The 15548-nt window shown below is 71.2% G+C and carries 16 protein-coding genes; 2 read left to right on the top strand and 14 right to left on the bottom strand.

All coding sequences use genetic code 11. From position 1 onward, the window contains the following. Nucleotides 1-95: 95 nt before the first annotated feature. Both ACZ46W_RS04795 and ACZ46W_RS04790 read left to right on the top strand, forming a co-directional pair. Nucleotides 96-1295, top strand: coding sequence for a S8 family peptidase (locus ACZ46W_RS04795; RefSeq protein ID WP_468331296.1), 1200 nt, complete (start codon nt 96-98; stop codon nt 1293-1295). Nucleotides 1296-1368: 73 nt separating this feature from the next. After that, a complete protein-coding gene (locus ACZ46W_RS04790; protein ID WP_468331293.1) occupies nt 1369-1920 on the top strand; it encodes a DUF1697 domain-containing protein in 552 nt (183 codons plus the stop codon). Nucleotides 1921-1976: 56 nt separating this feature from the next. Here ACZ46W_RS04790 and ACZ46W_RS04785 read toward each other — a convergent pair whose 3' ends face one another. From ACZ46W_RS04785 to ACZ46W_RS04720, 14 genes are all read right to left on the bottom strand, one after another. Further along, a complete protein-coding gene (locus tag ACZ46W_RS04785; protein WP_468331290.1) occupies nt 1977-2714 on the bottom strand; it encodes a sirohydrochlorin chelatase in 738 nt (245 codons plus the stop codon). An 8-nt stretch (nt 2715-2722) separates the two neighbouring features. Further along, entirely contained in the window at nt 2723-3613 is an 891-nt protein-coding gene (locus ACZ46W_RS04780) for an ABC transporter permease (RefSeq protein ID WP_468331287.1), read from the bottom strand. Beyond that, on the bottom strand, nt 3600-4391 hold the full coding sequence (locus ACZ46W_RS04775) for an ABC transporter ATP-binding protein (protein WP_468331284.1): 792 nt from the start codon (nt 4389-4391) through the stop codon (nt 3600-3602). The genes ACZ46W_RS04780 and ACZ46W_RS04775 overlap by 14 nt, the downstream gene beginning before the upstream one ends. Nucleotides 4392-4426: 35 nt before the next feature. Continuing rightward, the gene (locus tag ACZ46W_RS04770; RefSeq protein WP_468331281.1) at nt 4427-5539 is read right to left on the bottom strand and encodes an aliphatic sulfonate ABC transporter substrate-binding protein; all 1113 of its coding nucleotides are present in this window, start codon (nt 5537-5539) and stop codon (nt 4427-4429) included. A 213-nt stretch (nt 5540-5752) separates the two neighbouring features. Then, the gene (locus tag ACZ46W_RS04765; protein WP_468331278.1) at nt 5753-7093 is read right to left on the bottom strand and encodes a sulfate adenylyltransferase subunit 1; all 1341 of its coding nucleotides are present in this window, start codon (nt 7091-7093) and stop codon (nt 5753-5755) included. A 2-nt stretch (nt 7094-7095) separates the two neighbouring features. Beyond that, nucleotides 7096-8028 carry a sulfate adenylyltransferase subunit CysD gene (cysD, locus tag ACZ46W_RS04760; protein ID WP_468332451.1) on the bottom strand — a complete coding sequence of 311 codons (933 nt, stop codon included), beginning with the start codon at nt 8026-8028 and terminating at the stop codon, nt 7096-7098. A gap of 17 nt (nt 8029-8045) precedes the next feature. After that, the gene (gene cysC / locus ACZ46W_RS04755; protein ID WP_468331275.1) at nt 8046-8603 is read right to left on the bottom strand and encodes an adenylyl-sulfate kinase; all 558 of its coding nucleotides are present in this window, start codon (nt 8601-8603) and stop codon (nt 8046-8048) included. Next, nucleotides 8603-9319 (bottom strand): phosphoadenylyl-sulfate reductase, encoded by a 717-nt coding sequence (locus tag ACZ46W_RS04750; RefSeq protein WP_468331272.1) that lies wholly within the window; start codon nt 9317-9319, stop codon nt 8603-8605. Before ACZ46W_RS04750 ends, cysC begins: the two co-directional genes overlap by 1 nt. Further along, the gene (locus tag ACZ46W_RS04745) at nt 9316-9495 is read right to left on the bottom strand and encodes a hypothetical protein (protein ID WP_073755130.1); all 180 of its coding nucleotides are present in this window, start codon (nt 9493-9495) and stop codon (nt 9316-9318) included. The genes ACZ46W_RS04750 and ACZ46W_RS04745 overlap by 4 nt, the downstream gene beginning before the upstream one ends. After that, entirely contained in the window at nt 9492-11189 is a 1698-nt protein-coding gene (locus ACZ46W_RS04740; protein WP_468331269.1) for a nitrite/sulfite reductase, read from the bottom strand. Before ACZ46W_RS04740 ends, ACZ46W_RS04745 begins: the two co-directional genes overlap by 4 nt. Nucleotides 11190-11315: 126 nt before the next feature. Further along, nucleotides 11316-11399, bottom strand: coding sequence for a putative leader peptide (locus tag ACZ46W_RS04735; protein ID WP_312846103.1), 84 nt, complete (start codon nt 11397-11399; stop codon nt 11316-11318). A 157-nt stretch (nt 11400-11556) separates the two neighbouring features. Next, nucleotides 11557-12126, bottom strand: coding sequence for a GNAT family N-acetyltransferase (locus ACZ46W_RS04730; protein WP_468331266.1), 570 nt, complete (start codon nt 12124-12126; stop codon nt 11557-11559). A 41-nt stretch (nt 12127-12167) separates the two neighbouring features. Next, nucleotides 12168-13475: a helix-turn-helix domain-containing protein gene (locus ACZ46W_RS04725; RefSeq protein WP_468331262.1), complete on the bottom strand. Its 1308-nt coding sequence runs from the start codon at nt 13473-13475 to the stop codon at nt 12168-12170. A 435-nt stretch (nt 13476-13910) separates the two neighbouring features. Beyond that, entirely contained in the window at nt 13911-15548 is a 1638-nt protein-coding gene (locus ACZ46W_RS04720) for an acyl-CoA dehydrogenase family protein (RefSeq protein ID WP_468331259.1), read from the bottom strand.

The raw sequence follows: 15548 nt of genomic DNA, 5'->3' as shown, positions 1-15548 counted from the left end.
GCATCAATCGACCAGGGTTTCGAACGAACGCCGGAAGATCTTTCGTCCGGCGGTCAATCCCCCCACACATATTGATGACGAGGAGACCCCTCTTCATGACAACTCACAAGCGCGCACGTGGAGTTCGGCTCATCGCCGCCACAACCGTCGTCGCCGGCCTCACCGCCTTCGGTGCGGCCCACGCCGGTGCCGCCCCCGCCCCCGCGCCCGCCGAAGGCACGGTCTACGGCCTCGGCGCCGAAGGTGCCGTCTCCGGCAGCTACATCGTGCTGCTGGACGAGAAGGCGGACAAGGAGAAGCTCGCCGAGGAGTACGGCGGCACGCTCCAGCGCAGCTACAGCTCGGCCGTCAACGGCTTCTCCGCGAACGGGCTTTCGCAGACCGAGGCCAAGCGGCTGGCGGCCGACCCGGCCGTCGCCAAGGTCGTCCAGAACAAGAAGTTCAGCATCAACGCCACCCAGGACAACCCGCCGTCCTGGGGCCTCGACCGCATCGACCAGGCCGACACCGCCGGCGACAGCAAGTACACCTACCCCGACAACGCGGGCGAGGGCGTCACCGCGTACGTCATCGACACCGGCGTACGCATCGGGCACAAGGACTTCGAGGGCCGGGCGGTCTCCGGCTTCGACGCCGTCGACAACGACAACGATGCCAGCGACGGCAACGGCCACGGCACCCACGTCGCCGGCACCATCGCCGGCGCCGCGCACGGTGTCGCCAAGAAGGCGAAGATCGTCGCCGTCCGCGTGCTCGACGACAACGGCTCCGGCACCACCGAGCAGGTCGTCGCGGGCATCGACTGGGTCACCAAGAACCACCAGGGCCCCTCCGTCGCCAACATGAGCCTGGGCGGCGGCGCCGACCCGGCGCTCGACGAGGCCGTCAAGAAGGCCATCGCCTCCGGTGTCACCTTCGGTGTCGCCGCCGGCAACGAATCCACGGACGCCGGACAGGGCTCCCCGGCCCGCGTCCAGGAGGCCATCACCGTCGCCTCCTCCACCAAGGACGACCAGCAGTCGGACTTCTCCAACTACGGCTCGGTCGTGGACATCTACGCCCCCGGCTCGGACATCACCTCGGCCTGGAACGACAGCGACGAGGGCACCAAGACCATATCCGGTACGTCCATGGCGACGCCCCACGTCGTCGGCGCCGCCGCCGTCTACCTGGCGGGCCACAAGGACGCCACCCCGGAGCAGGTCGCCAAGGCCCTCACCGACGGTGCCACGCCCGACAAGATCTCCAACCCCTCCCAGGGCACGGCGAACAAGCTACTGAAGATCGTCGAGTAGCCCACCGGACCCTCTGACCGGCGGCCGCCGTGCCCTCCCCCACGGGGCACGGCGGCCGTCCTATCGTGTGACCATGACGACCAGGTACGCCGCCCTGCTGCGCGGAATCAATGTCAGCGGCCACAAGAAGGTGCCGATGGCACAACTGCGCACGCTGCTGACCGAACTGGGGCACACCGACGTCACGACGTACCTCCAGAGCGGCAACGCCGCCTTCACCAGCGCCTCCGGCGCCGGCGAGGACACCCTGGCCGCCGAGCTGGCGGCGGCCATCGAGAAGCGCTTCGGCTTCGGCGTCGACTGCCTCGTCCGCGGCGGCCCGTACCTGCGCGCCGTCGCCGACGCCTGCCCCTTCCCGGCGGCCGAGCTGGAGGCGAAGCAGCTCCACGTCACCTACTTCTCCGAGCCCGTCACGCCGGACCGGTTCGCCAGCCTCGACCAGGCCGCGTTCCTCCCCGAGGAGTTCCGGCTCGGCGACCGGGTCCTGTACCTGTACGCCCCCGACGGGCTCGGCCGCTCCAAACTGGCCGACGCCCTCTCACGCCCCGCCCTCCTCAAGGGCATCACCGCCACCACCCGCAACTGGAACACTGTCCTCAAGCTGGTGGAGCTGACCCGCGACTGAGCGCACGGCCCACAAGGGCACGCCGTCCGGCCGGTCCTGGCCACAACGGCCGGAGGCTAGGCCGCCGCCGCCCGCTCCTCGGCGCGGCGCGTCTCGTCGTACCGTTCCAGCAGCAGCGTCGCCAGTTCCGGGGAGGGGCCGAGCACGTCCGCGAGGACGTCCGCCCCGGCCGCGCCCTCGGCGATACGGTCCGGAAGGCGGCCGGGCGCGATGACGTACGGGGCGACCGCCACGCGGCGCACGCCATCGGCGCGCAGCGCCCGTACCGCGTCCTCGGTGCGGGGAAGAGATGCGGAGGCGAACGCAGGCCGCACGGCGCACCAACCGGTGTGCCGCAGCTCCCGCGCCATTTCAGCGATCACTGCGATCGCCTCCGGGTCGGTGGAGCCCGCCGAGGCCAGGACGACCCCGGTCGAGCGCTTGTCGGCGGGCGTGAGCCCCGCCTCGTACAGCCGCCGCTCCAGCGCCGCGATCAGCAGCGGCGACGGCCCGAGGACGGGAGCCTGCCGGATCCGCAAGCCCGGCGGCGCCTCCCGCAGTACCGCCGGGATGTCCGCCTTGGCGTGGAACGCGCGGGTCAGCAGCAGCGGCAGGGCGACCACGTCGCGCACGCCCTCGGACGCCAGCCGCTCCAGCACGCCCGCCACCGACGGCACGTTGAAGTCCAGGAACGCCGTCTCCACCCGTACGCCGGGGCGCAAGCAGCCCGCCCGCCGCACCAGGGCGTGCACGGTCGCGGCGTGCCGCGGGTCGCGGCTGCCGTGGGCGATGACGAGCAGGACGGGACGGTTCATGGCAGGGCTCAGCTCTTCACCAGCAGCCCGCGGCGGCGCAGCACCGCCCGCTCCAGCGGGCTGAAGATCAACAGGTCGATGGCGATGCCGACGACCAGGATGAGGATGATCGCCAGGAAGATGCCGGGCATGTCGATGTTGTTGCGGCCGTTCTCCAGCAACTGCCCGAGGCCCAGCCCCAGTTCGGGGGAGGACGCGATGATCTCGGCGGCCATCAGCGACCGCCACGAGAACGCCCAGCCCTGCTTCAGGCCCGCGAGGTAGCCGGGCAGCGCGGCCGGCATCACGATGTGCCAGGCGCCCCGCAACCCGGTCGCCCCGAGCGTCCGCCCGGCCCGCAGGAACAGCGGCGGCACCTGGTCCACGCCCGCCACCAGACCGTTGGCGATCGACGGGACGGCGCCCAGCAGGATCACCGCGTACATCATCGAGTCGTTGAGGCCGATCCAGAGCACGGCGGGCGCCACCCAGGCCACCGACGGCAACGACTGGAGGCCCGAGAGGATCGGCCCGATCGCGGCCCGCACGAACTTCACCCGCGCCACCAGCAGGCCCAGGGGCGTACCGATGGCCAGTGCCATCAGGAAGCCGAGCAACGCCCGGGACACACTGGTCCACAGCACGTCGAAGAGCGTGCCCTGCAGCCACATGGTGCGCAGGCTGTCCCACACCGCGGACGGCGGCGGCAGCTTGAACTCGTCCGTGACCTGAGCCCACACCAGCAACTGCCACACCACCAGCACCAGTGCGACGGCCACCACCGGCGGCAGGACCTTCTGGAGCAGGACGTTGCGCACGGGGGTACGGGCCACCTGCACGGCGTCGAGAGCGTCGAGCCCGGCTTCCAGGCCGGCGAGGTCGTCCGCCTTCTGGACGGTCGTCGTTTCAGTGCTGGCCATGACGGCGGATCTCCCCACGCAGTTCTTCGGTGATCTCGACGGACAGCTCCGCCACCGCGGCGTCCTCGATGCGGCGCGGCTGAGGGATGCCGATGTCCCACTGGCGGGCGATCCGCCCGGGCCGGGACGACAGCAGGACCACGCGCTCGGCCAGCCGCACCGCCTCGCGCACGTTGTGCGTGACGAACAGCACCGAAAGCCGCGTCTCGCGCCAGATCCGGGTCAGCTCGTCGTGCAGGACGTCCCGCGTGATGGCGTCCAGCGCCGCGAACGGCTCGTCCATCAGCAGCAGATCGCTGTCCTGGGCGAGCGCGCGGGCCAGCGCCACGCGCTGCCGCATCCCACCGGACAGCTCGTGCACCCGCTTGCCGTACGAGCCCTTCAGCCGCACCAGCTCCAGCAGCCGCTCCGCCTCGTCGCGCCGCTCGTTCTTGGCGACGCCGCGCAGCCGCAGCGCCAGCTCGATGTTCTTGCCGGCCGTCAGCCACGGGAACAGCGCGTGTTCCTGGAACATCAGGGCGGGCCGGCCGCCCGGCGTGTCGATCGACCCCGAGGTCGGCCGGTCGAGTCCGGCGACCAGGTTGAGCAGCGTCGACTTGCCGCAGCCCGACGCGCCCAGGAGGGTGACGAACTCGCCCGGTGCCACATCGAGTGAGATGTCGTCGAGGACGAGCTGCTGCCCGGCCGGGGTGGCGAAGGACTTCGAGACGTGCTCAATGCGGGCGGCGTGCGTCGACAGCGCCGCGCGGTCCTCGGCCTTGGCGATCGTGGTGGCCATGGTCGTCACCTCCTGGGAGCGATGCGGATGGATGGTTACTCGGCGCCGAGACCGGCGTCGGCGACCGCGGGCTTGCCCTCGGCCTTGAGGACCTTGTTGAGCGGCTTCAGGTCGTAGATGCCGTTCAGATCCGGCTCCTCCAGCAGCCCCGCCTTCACCGCGTGGTCGGCCTGCGCCTTGAGCGTGGCGGCCAGCGGGTCGTCGGTGAACCGGATCGACGGCCAGGCCGAGTCGATCACCTCGTCACCCAGCGGCTTGCCGGTGAGGGCCTTCAGCCTGGCGTTGGCGGACGCCTTCGCCTCGTCCGGGTTGGCGTTGATCCAGGCGTTGGTCTTCACCGAGCCGCGCAGCACCGCCTCGACGACGTCCGGGTGCTCCTTGAGGAACCTCTGCGACACGATGATGTTGGTGATCACGAACTTCTGGTCCGGCCACAGCGACGCCTCGTCCAGCAGCACCTTGGCGCCCTCGCTGACCAGCTTGGACGCGGTCGGCTCGGGCACCCACGCGCCGTCGATGGAACCGGACTTGTAGGCGTCGGGGGCCACCTTGTTGTCCGTGCGGACCACGGAGACGTCGCCCTTGCCGCTCTGCGGGTCGACCTTCCAGCCCTGTTCGGCCACCCAGTTGAGGAACGCCACGTCCTGGGTGTTGCCGTGCTGCGGGGTGGCGATCCGCTTGCCCTTGACGTCCGCCACGGACTTGATCTTGTCCGGGTTGACGACCAGCTTCACCCCGCCCGACGCCGAACCACCGATGATCCGGAGGTTCTGGCCCTTGGACTTGACGAAGCCGTTGATCGCGGGGGACGGGCCGATGAAGCCGATGTCGATCGAGTCGGCGTTGAGCGCCTCGATCTCGGACGGGCCGGCGTTGAAGGTGGAGACCTCCAGCTTGGTGCCGCCCAGCTCCTTTTGGAGGATGCCCTTCTGGTCACCCACCAGGGCGGTGGCGTGGGTCAGGTTGGGGAAGTAGCCGAGCCGTACCCGGTCGGCCGAGAGCTTCTCGCCCTTGGCCTCCGCCCGGGTCTCCTTGGGCGCCTGGGAGCCGTAGCCGCAGGAGGCGAGCACACCGATGACCAGCGGCAGGGCGGCGGCAGCGGCGAGAGTGCGGCGCAGGGAGGCGGTGGTGCGGGACGTGGCAGGCACGGGAGGGTGTTCCTCTCGTCGGCCCGGCTCCACGTCCCCTGTCGTCAGGGTCGCGGTGGCCGGGAGGTCGGCGGATGTGGGTCTTCGGCGGTACGGGGCGGGAGGGTGCGCGTCATCGGGCACATCGCGCGACACCCCCGGTCCCCGCGCCGAGGGCGCCGCTGCCGACCCGGCCGCCCTCCTTCGCGAAGGTGGCGTAGACGTCCGTCGTCATCAGAAGTCCCAGCCGTCCTCGTCCTCCTGCACCACGACGGCCTTGGCCGAGGCGAAGGACTCGCCCGCCATGCCCGCCGCGAGGGTGGTGCCGTCCGACGGGTCGATGAGCAGGAACGAACCGGTACGCCGCGAGTCGGCGTAGGTGTCGAGCGCCAGCGGTTCGGCGGTGCGCACCACGACCCGGCCGATGTCGTTGGCGACGAGCTGACCGGGCGACGGGTGCTGGGACAGGTCGTCCAGCGTCAGCCGGGACGGGATGTCCTTGACGATCGCCTTGACCGTACGGGTGGTGTGCTTCAGCAGCACCCGCTGCCCGACGCTCAGCGGCTGGTCCGCCACGTGGCACACCGTCGCCACCACGTCCTGGGTGGTCGCCGGGGCGTCGGCGGACGGGGCGATCAGGTCGCCGCGCGAGATGTCGATGTCGTCGGCCAGCCGGATCGTCACCGACTGCGGCGCCCACGCGATGTCGACGGACGCGCCGAGCGCGTCGATCGCGTTGATGGTGCTGGTACGCCCGGACGGCAGCACGGTGACCCGCTCGCCGACGCGGAAGGCACCGGCCGCGATCTGACCCGCATAGCCCCGGTAGTCCGGGTGCTCGGCCGTCTGGGGACGGATCACGTACTGCACCGGGAACCGGGCGTGGCAGGCGGTCAGGTCGTGGCTGACCGGAACGGTCTCCAGGTGCTCCAGCACCGTCGGGCCGCCGTACCAGTCCATGTTGGCGGACGGCTCCACCACGTTGTCACCGGCGAGCGCCGAGATGGGGATCGCGGTGATCTCCGGGACGCCCAGCTCGGAGGCGTACGTGGTGAACTCCTCGGCGATCGCCGCGAAGACCGGCTCCGCGTAGTCGACGAGGTCCATCTTGTTCACGGCCAGCACCACGTGCGGGACGCGCAGCAGCGCGGCCACGGCGGCGTGCCGGCGGGTCTGCTCGACGACACCGTTGCGGGCGTCGACCAGGACCACGGCCAGCTCGGCGGTCGAGGCGCCGGTGACCATGTTGCGGGTGTACTGCACGTGGCCGGGCGTGTCGGCCAGGATGAACCGGCGCCGGGGCGTGGCGAAGTAGCGGTAGGCGACATCGATGGTGATGCCCTGCTCCCGCTCGGCCCGCAGGCCGTCGGTCAGCAGCGCCAGGTCCGGGGCGTCCTGGCCACGGCTCAGGGACGCGGCCTCGACGGCCTCCAACTGGTCGGCCAGGACCGACTTGGAGTCGTGCAGCAGCCGGCCCACCAGCGTGGACTTGCCGTCGTCGACCGAACCGGCGGTCGCGAAACGCAGCAGGGTGGTGGCCGACAGGTCGGCGAGCTGCTCGCTCGTGGTGCTCATGTCTAGAAGTACCCTTCGCGCTTGCGGTCTTCCATCGCGGCCTCGGACAGCTTGTCGTCGGCGCGGGTGGCGCCCCGCTCGGTGAGCCGGGACGCGGCGATCTCGGCGATCACGGCCTGGAGCGTGGTGGCGTCGGAGTCGACGGCACCGGTGCAGGACATGTCCCCGACGGTGCGGTAGCGGATCATCCGCTTCTCCACCGGCTCGGTGTCCTTGGGGCCGCCCCATTCGCCGGCCGTCAGCCACATGCCGTTGCGGGAGAACACCTCACGCTCGTGCGCGAAGTAGATCTGCGGCAGCTCGATGCCCTCGCGCTCGATGTACTGCCACACGTCCAGCTCGGTCCAGTTGGACAGCGGGAACACGCGCACGTGCTCACCCGGCGCGTGCCGGCCGTTGTAGAGCTGCCACAGCTCGGGCCGCTGCCGGCGCGGGTCCCACTGCGAGAACTCGTCCCGCAGCGAGAACACCCGCTCCTTCGCCCGCGCCTTCTCCTCGTCACGCCGCCCGCCGCCGAACACGGCGTCGAAGCGGTGCTCCTGGATGGCCTCGGTCAGCGGCACGGTCTGCAACGGGTTGCGGGTGCCGTCCGGGCGCTCCTTGAGGACGCCACGGTCGATGTAGTCCTGCACGGAGGCCACGTGCAGCCGCAGCCCGTGCTTCTCGACCGTACGGTCGCGGTACTCGATGACCTCGGGGAAGTTGTGCCCGGTGTCGACGTGCAGCAGCGAGAACGGGATGGCGGCCGGGGCGAACGCCTTCAGCGCCAGGTGCAGCATGACGATCGAGTCCTTGCCACCGGAGAAAAGGATCACCGGCCGCTCGAACTCACCCGCCACCTCACGGAAGATGTGCACCGCCTCGGACTCCAGGGAGTCCAGGTGGGACAGCGCGAACGGGCTGTCGCCCTGGGAATTGTCAGCCGCCTCGTTCACGACGTTGACGCTCGTGGTCACGCCAGTCCCCTCTCGGTCAGCAGGGCGTGGACCGCCGCGGCGGACTCCTGCACGGTCTGGTTCTGGGACTCGATCCTGAGGTCCGGTGCCTCCGGCTCCTCGTACGGGTCGTCCACACCGGTCAGGCCGCTGATCTCGCCCGCGGCCTGCTTGGCGTACAGCCCCTTCACATCCCGTACGGAGCACACCTCCACCGGAGTGGCGACGTGCACCTCGACGTACGGAGTGCCTTCCTGCTGGTGGCGCTTGCGCACGGCCTCCCGGCTGTCCGCGTACGGGGCGATGACGGGCACCAGGACGTGCACACCGTTCGACGCCAGCAGCTCGGCGACGAAGCCGATCCGCTGCACGTTGGTGTGCCGGTCCTCGCGGCTGAACCCGAGGCCCGCCGAGAGGAACTCGCGGATCTCGTCGCCGTCGAGCACCTCGACCCGGCGGCCCTCGGCGCGCAGCCGGTCCGCCAGTTCGTAGGCGATCGTGGTCTTGCCGGCGCTCGGCAGCCCGGTGAGCCAGATGGTGGCCCCAGTCACGTTCTCTTCTCCCACAGTCGTCATCAGCCGTGCAGCCCGCACTCGGTCTTCGCCCGGCCCGCCCAGCGGCCGGCCCGTGCGTCCTCGCCCTCCAGCACGCGGCGCGTGCAGGGCGCGCAGCCGACGGAGGCGTACCCGTCCATCAGCAGCGGGTTGGTCAGGACGCCGTGCTCGGCGACGTACGCGTCCACGTCGTCCTGCGTCCAGCGGGCGATCGGCGAGATCTTGACCTTCTGCCGCTTCTCGTCCCAGCCGACGACCGGGGTGTTCGCCCGGGTCGGGGACTCGTCGCGGCGCAGCCCGGTCGCCCACGCGTCGTACGCGGTCAGGCCCTCTTCGAGGGGCTTGACCTTGCGCAGCGCGCAGCACAGGTCCGGGTTGCGGTCGTGCAGCTTCGGGCCGTACTCGGCGTCCTGCTCGGCCACCGTCTGGCGCGGGGTGAGGGTGATGACGTTGACGTCCATCACGGCCTCGACCGCGTCCCGGGTCCCGATGGTCTCGGGGAAGTGGTATCCGGTGTCGAGGAAGACGACGTCCACGCCCGGGAAGGCCCGGGAGGCGAGGTGGGCGACGACCGCGTCCTCCATGGAGGAGGTGACGCAGAAGCGCGGGCCGAAGGTGTCGGCCGCCCACGTCAGGATCTCCAGGGGCGACGCCTCCTCGAGGTCCCGGCCCGCCCGCTCGGCGAGCGCCTTGAGCTCTTCCCCGCTCTTCCGGTCAGTGCTCTGAATCGCCGTCATATCGCTTCCCCTCCACCGTCGTTGCGCTGAAGTCCCCGGGTCAGCAGCCCGAGGAACTTCAACTGGAAGGCTCGATTGCATGCCGCGCATTCCCAGGCGCCGTGTCCCTGCTCGCTGGGACGCAGGTCCTCGTCGCCGCAGTACGGGCAGTAGAAGGGCGCCGCACGCTCGCTCATGAGAGGGCCTCCTCCGACGCGCGCGCCGCCCAGGTGGCGAAGCGCTCGCCGTCCTCGCGCTCCGCCTGGAAGCGCGTGAGGACCCGCTCGATGTAGTCGGGCAGTTCGGCGGAGGTGACCTTCAGGCCGCGCACCTTGCGGCCGAAGCCCGGCTCCAGGCCGAGCGCGCCGCCGAGGTGGACCTGGTAGCCCTCCACCTGGTTGCCCTCGTCGTCGAGCACGAGCTGGCCCTTGAGACCGATGTCCGCCACCTGGATACGCGCGCAGGCGTTGGGGCAGCCGTTGATGTTGATGGTGATCGGCTCGTCGAAGTCCGGGATGCGGCGCTCCAGCTCGTCGATCAGCGACGCGCCGCGCGCCTTGGTCTCGACGATCGCCAGCTTGCAGAACTCGATGCCGGTGCAGGCCATCGTGCCGCGCCGGAACGGCGACGGCTTGACCTGGAGGTCCAGCGCCTCCAGACCCGCCACCAGCGACTCGACCTGCGCCTCCTCGACGTCGAGGACGAGCATCTTCTGCTCGGCGGTGGTCCGCAGCCGGCCGGAGCCGTGTGCCGCCGCCACCTCGGCGATCTTGGTGAGCGTGGTGCCGTCGACGCGGCCGACGCGCGGCGCGAAGCCGACGTAGAACCGGCCGTCCTTCTGCCGGTGCACGCCCACGTGGTCACGCCACTGCTGGACGGGCTGCTCGGGCGCCGGGCCGTCGATCAGCGGGCGCTTGAGGTACTCGTCCTCCAGCACCCGGCGGAACTTCTCGGCGCCCCAGTCGGCGACCAGGAACTTCAGGCGGGCGCGGTTGCGCAGCCGCCGGTACCCGTAGTCGCGGAAGATCGAGATGACGCCCTCGTACACGTCCGGGACCTCGTCGAGCGGGACCCAGGCGCCGAGCCGCACACCGATCTTGGGGTTGGTGGACAGGCCGCCGCCGACCCAGAGGTCGAAGCCGGGGCCGTGCTCGGGGTGGTTCACACCGACGAAGGCGATGTCGTTGATCTCGTGCGCCACGTCGAGCAGCGGGGAGCCGGAGATCGCCGACTTGAACTTGCGGGGCAGGTTGGAGAAGTCCTTGTTGCCCACGATCCGGCGGTGGATCTCATCGATGGCCGGGGTGCCGTCGATGATCTCGTCCTCGGCGATCCCGGCGACCGGGGAGCCGAGGATGACACGCGGGGTGTCGCCGCACGCCTCGGTCGTGGACAGGCCCACGGCCTCCAGGCGGTTCCAGATCTCGGGCACGTCCTCGATCCGGATCCAGTGGTACTGGATGTTCTGCCGGTCCGTGATGTCGGCGGTCCCGCGCGCGAACTCCTGCGAGATCTCACCGATGACCCGGAGCTGCTCGGTGGTCAGCCGCCCGCCGTCGATGCGGACGCGCAGCATGAAGTACTCGTCGTCCAGCTCCTCCGGCTCCAGGATCGCGGTCTTGCCGCCGTCGATCCCGGGCTTGCGCTGGGTGTAGAGACCCCACCAGCGCATCCGGCCGCGCAGGTCGTTGGGGTCGATGGAGTCGAAGCCGGCCTTGGAGTAGATCGTCTCAATGCGTGTCCGTACGTTGAGACCGTCGTCGTCCTTCTTGAACTGCTCGTTGCCGTTGAGGGGCGTGAAGTGGCCCACGGCCCACTGACCCTCGCCACGGTGGCGCCCGGTCTTGCGACGGGCGGTGGCGGAGGCGGGCTTTTCCGGGGTGGCGGCCATGACGATACGTCCTTCGGGACTGCAGGAGGGCGGCTCTGACCTGCACACTCGCGCGCTGAGCAGGGGATGGCGCGGCGGTGCGCTGGGGGTTCAGAAGTTCGGGGGATCGCGGTGGTGCTGGCTTGCTCAGCTCACCGGACAGATGGCGCTGGACATGCGGCCGAGGTCGACGTGCCGCCGACTCACCAAGGCAATTCCAGCTCGAGACATGACGGAAGCGTGCCATGGGACTTTGGACGCAGTCCAGGTTCGTCCACGATATGGACATAGGTGTCCCGTATCGTGGACGCGTGTGTTGTGGATCACTCGGATCCGGGCCGGCCCCCGCGCTCGGGGCGAGGGGACCGGCGGTCGACCGGCCGGCCGCTCAGACGGTGCCCGCCCCCGGCCACGGCCCCGGGGCGGCCGTGTCCGGCTCCTCCGTCACCTTGGTGTCGAAGAGCCGGAAGCCACGACGCAGATAGTTGTCCATCGCGTGCTCCCCGTCCAGGGAGCAGGTGTGCAGCCACACCCGCTTCGTCGGCGTCCGCCCCGGCCACCGCTCCGCCAGGTCCCAGGCGCGCGCCACACCGTACGACAGCAGGTGCCCGCCGATCCGCCGCCCCCGGAACGCCGGTATCAGCCCGAAGTAGATGATCTCCACGACCCCGTCGTCCTGCGGGTCCAGCTCCACGTACCCGGCCGGCGTCCCCCGGTCGTACGCCACCCAGATCTCGGCCCCGGGCCGCTCGACGATCTCCTGCCACTGGGCGTACGTCAGCCCGAGCCGGTCCGTCCAGCGGATGTCGCCGCCCACCGCCGTATAGAGGAACCGGCTGAACTCGGCCGAGGGCACCTCGGCGCGCACGATCCGGACGTCCCCGGAGGGCTCGGCCGCCGGACGCAGATCGTCGGGGGAGGTCTGTTCGAGGGACCAGGTGGTCACGGTGATGCTCATGTCCGTAAGGGAACCACGTGGCCGGCCGGCGGGGCGATCGGCTACCCCGGCCCCTCCTCCTCACCACGTGAGGCGCGGACCGCCGGGGCCGAGGAGTGGGGGAGCAGGTCGGCCGGGTCCTCGGGGCGGACCACCTCCACCCCGACGTCCTCGCGGAAGCGGTACGGGCGGTGGTCCAGCACGCCCGCGAGAGTACGGCGTACCCGCGACATCTCGGCGCGGACCGTCACCGTACGGGTGCGGTCGCCGAACACGTCGTACGCCAGCTCCGCGGCCGTGCGGCCGGCCGGGTGCAGGGCCAGCAGGTAGAGCAGCTCGGCGTGGCGCGGGCTCAGCTCCTGCGTCCAGCTCCCCGCCGCCCCCGACACCTCCAGCGACCAGCGGCGCGGCCGGCTCACGTCCAGCACCACCCGGCTCGACGTGCCCGCCGCCCGCGCCTCCTCGTCCACCGGCCGCAGCAGCCACCCGCCGGGCAGCGGCTCCACGTCGCACGTGCCCAGCGACGGCAGCCACACCCGCCCCGCCCGGAACGACGCCGGCAGCGGCAGCCGGTCCACCGGTGGCATCCCGGTCACCCCGGCCAGCCACCCGTGGGCGTCCACGGCCAGCGCCCTGCCGCCCACCCGGCACAGGATCGGCGCCGCCACGGCACGCAGCCGCGCCAGATCGGCGAAGTGCCGGTTGCGCAGCTCCGCCTCCGCCAGCCGGGCCACCGAACTCACCAGCATCAGCGTCGCCGGGTGCATCGTGGCCAGTGGACCGCTCACGTCCACCGCGCCCAGCAGTCGCCCGTCCCGTGGATCGGTGATCGGCGCGCCCGCGCACGTCCACGAGTGGTGCGTCGAGACGAAGTGCTCCGCCGAGTGCACCTGCACCGGGCGGCGGGTCACCAGCGCGGTGCCCACCCCGTTGGTACCGACCGTCGTCTCCGCCCAGTCGGCACCCGGCTCGAACCCGTGCCCGTCCGCCTTCCGCAGCACGGCCGCACTGCCCTCGCGCCACAGCACCCGGCCCTCGGCGTCCGCCACGACCATGATGTGCCGCACCGCGTCGGACCCGGCCGAGCAGGACACCAGCCCCTCCCGCAGCACCGGCAGCAGCTCCGCCAGCGGTGAGGCGGCACGGCGCCGCTCGATCTCCCCCGGCGGCAGCAGCCCCGAACGGTGGTCCTTGTCCGGATCCACCCCCTTGCGCAGCATCCGCTGCCATGACTCGCGAATGTCGGCGCGCGGCGCCAGCGGGGACCGCCCGCCCTTCAGCGCCGCGTCCCGCACGCCCTTGAGCAGCAACGCCGCCTCACGCGTGTCCATGGCGGCGAGCTGTGACATGTCGACTGTGGCCTGACGCACCGGTCCTCCCCGCTGCCGCCCCGCCTGGTGGCTGGTACGTGTCACCCCATCCTCCTCTGCCCCCGCGGCGGTGCGCTCCGATATCGCCCACAACGCTGCAACCCTTTGCAACTCTCGCGCACGGCCGCGCGCCCGTACGACAGTGGTAGGGCGACGGGATGGTGCCGTGTCGGCGCAGCACCATCCCAGCCGCTCTCCGGGCGCGGGCCGATCGGACACACGGCCCGCGCCCACCTCTTGTTTTTTGGGCTCGGTTCCCCTCCGGGGCGCTGGAGGCGGTGTCGACGGTCGATCGTGCTCGGGTCGCTCGTTCCTCACGACCCTCCGCGCGTTCTCCCTTTCGACACCGCCGCGCCCCTTCGGCTCACTCGCCGAACCCACGCAGGGGGAGCCGTGTCCCACACCACCCGGGACCCCTCCGGCGAGGGGCCCGTGTCAGACGACGGCCCGCGACCGTTCGACCACGCCGGCCAGGTCCAGGGTGTGCGGCAGCGTCCCGAACGCCGACCCCCAGTCGCCGCCCAGCCGCGAGGCGCAGAACGCGTCCGCCACCGCCGGCGGCGCCCAGCGCACCAGCAGCGACCCCTGGAGCACCAGCGCCATCCGCTCCACCAGCCGCCGCGCCCGCGCCTCGATGCCGTCCAGGTCCGCCAGTTCCGCCAGCAGGTCCTTGATCGCCCCGTCCAGCCGGTGGTCCGCGCCCCGCGCCCGGCCGACCTCCTCCAGGAACGCGTTCAGCGCCTGCGGCTCCCTCTGGAGCGCCCGCAGCACGTCCAGCGCCTGGACGTTGCCCGAGCCCTCCCAGATCGAGTTCAGCGGGGACTCGCGCAGCAGCCGGGGCATCCCGGACTCCTCCACGTACCCGTTGCCGCCCAGGCACTCCAGCGCCTCCGCCGTCACCGGCGTACAGCGCTTGGTCACCCAGTACTTGGCCGCCGGTACCGCCAGCCGCAGGAACGCCTTCTCCTGCTCGCTGCCGGAGTCGTACGCGGCCGCCAGCCGCATCGCCAGCGTCGTCGCCGCCTCCGACTCCAGCGCCAGATCGGCCAGGACGTTGCGCATCAGCGGCTTCTCGATCAGCACGCCGCCGAACGCGCTGCGGTACGCGGCGTGGTGCACCGCCTGCGCCACCGCCTGCCGCATCAGCGCGGCCGAGCCGACCACACAGTCCAGCCGGGTCGCCGCCACCATCTCGATGATGGTGCGCACCCCGCGCCCCTCCTCACCGACCCGGCGCGCCCACGTGCCGTCGAACTCCACCTCGCTCGACGCGTTCGACCGGTTGCCGAGCTTGTCCTTCAGCCGCTGGATCCGGAACACATTCCGGTTACCGTCCTCCAGTACGCGCGGCACCAGAAAACACGTCAGGCCCCCGGGCGCCTGCGCCAGCACCAGGAAGGCGTCGGACATCGGCGCCGAGCAGAACCACTTGTGCCCCGTCAGGACGTACTCGCCCTCCGCCTCCAGGGGAGTCGCGGCCGTCCTGTTCGCCCGTACGTCGCTGCCGCCCTGCTTCTCCGTCATGCCCATCCCGAAGAGCACACCGGTCTTGTCGGCGGCCGGCCGCAGCTCCTCGCCCTCGTAGATCTGGGACGTCAGCTTCGGCTCCCAGAAGGCGGCGAGCGCGGGATCGGTGCGTAGCGCCGGGACGGCGGCGTGCGTCATCGACAGCGGGCAGCCGTGCCCCGCCTCCGTCTGCGTCCACACCAGGAACCCGGCGGCGCGCCGCACATGGCCGCCCGGCCGGCCCCAGGCGTTGGTGAGCCCGTTCGTCACGGCGTGGCCGAGCAGCCGGTGCCAGGAGGGGTGGAAGTCGACGTGGTCGATCCGGTGGCCGTACCGGTCGTGGGTGCGCAGTTTCGGCGGGTTCTCGTTGGCGAGGAACCCCCACTCCTGCGCCTGGGCGGACCCGGCGGTGGTGCCGAGCTTGGAGAGCTCCTGGCGGGCCTCGTCGAGGAGTTCGAGCGGAAGATGACGTTCCACGGCCTCGGTCAGCGCGTGATCGGCGGTGAAGACGTCGTACCCGACCAGGGGCGGAGGCTGGTTGGTCACTGTGTGGGTGGTGGTCGCCAT

This window comes from Streptomyces sp. NPDC031064 (assembly GCF_055570965.1).
Note: the sequence above shows the minus strand (reverse complement) of the source record. Positions and strands in the feature narration are given on the sequence as shown.

Excerpts from the sequence above, each read along its gene's own strand:
- ACZ46W_RS04745 (WP_073755130.1), bottom strand. The coding sequence starts at position 9,495 with ATGAGCGAGCGTGCGGCGCCCTTCTACTGCCCGTACTGCGGCGACGAG.
- cysC (WP_468331275.1), bottom strand. The coding sequence starts at position 8,603 with ATGACGACTGTGGGAGAAGAGAACGTGACTGGGGCCACCATCTGGCTC.
- ACZ46W_RS04735 (WP_312846103.1), bottom strand. The coding sequence starts at position 11,399 with ATGTCTCGAGCTGGAATTGCCTTGGTGAGTCGGCGGCACGTCGACCTC.
- ACZ46W_RS04720 (WP_468331259.1), bottom strand. The coding sequence starts at position 15,548 with ATGGCGACCACCACCCACACAGTGACCAACCAGCCTCCGCCCCTGGTC.
- ACZ46W_RS04775 (WP_468331284.1), bottom strand. The coding sequence starts at position 4,391 with ATGGCCACCACGATCGCCAAGGCCGAGGACCGCGCGGCGCTGTCGACG.
- ACZ46W_RS04750 (WP_468331272.1), bottom strand. The coding sequence starts at position 9,319 with ATGACGGCGATTCAGAGCACTGACCGGAAGAGCGGGGAAGAGCTCAAG.
- ACZ46W_RS04790 (WP_468331293.1), top strand. The coding sequence starts at position 1,369 with ATGACGACCAGGTACGCCGCCCTGCTGCGCGGAATCAATGTCAGCGGC.
- ACZ46W_RS04740 (WP_468331269.1), bottom strand. The coding sequence starts at position 11,189 with ATGGCCGCCACCCCGGAAAAGCCCGCCTCCGCCACCGCCCGTCGCAAG.
- ACZ46W_RS04785 (WP_468331290.1), bottom strand. The coding sequence starts at position 2,714 with ATGAACCGTCCCGTCCTGCTCGTCATCGCCCACGGCAGCCGCGACCCG.
- ACZ46W_RS04765 (WP_468331278.1), bottom strand. The coding sequence starts at position 7,093 with ATGAGCACCACGAGCGAGCAGCTCGCCGACCTGTCGGCCACCACCCTG.
- ACZ46W_RS04795 (WP_468331296.1), top strand. The coding sequence starts at position 96 with ATGACAACTCACAAGCGCGCACGTGGAGTTCGGCTCATCGCCGCCACA.
- ACZ46W_RS04780 (WP_468331287.1), bottom strand. The coding sequence starts at position 3,613 with ATGGCCAGCACTGAAACGACGACCGTCCAGAAGGCGGACGACCTCGCC.
- ACZ46W_RS04730 (WP_468331266.1), bottom strand. The coding sequence starts at position 12,126 with ATGAGCATCACCGTGACCACCTGGTCCCTCGAACAGACCTCCCCCGAC.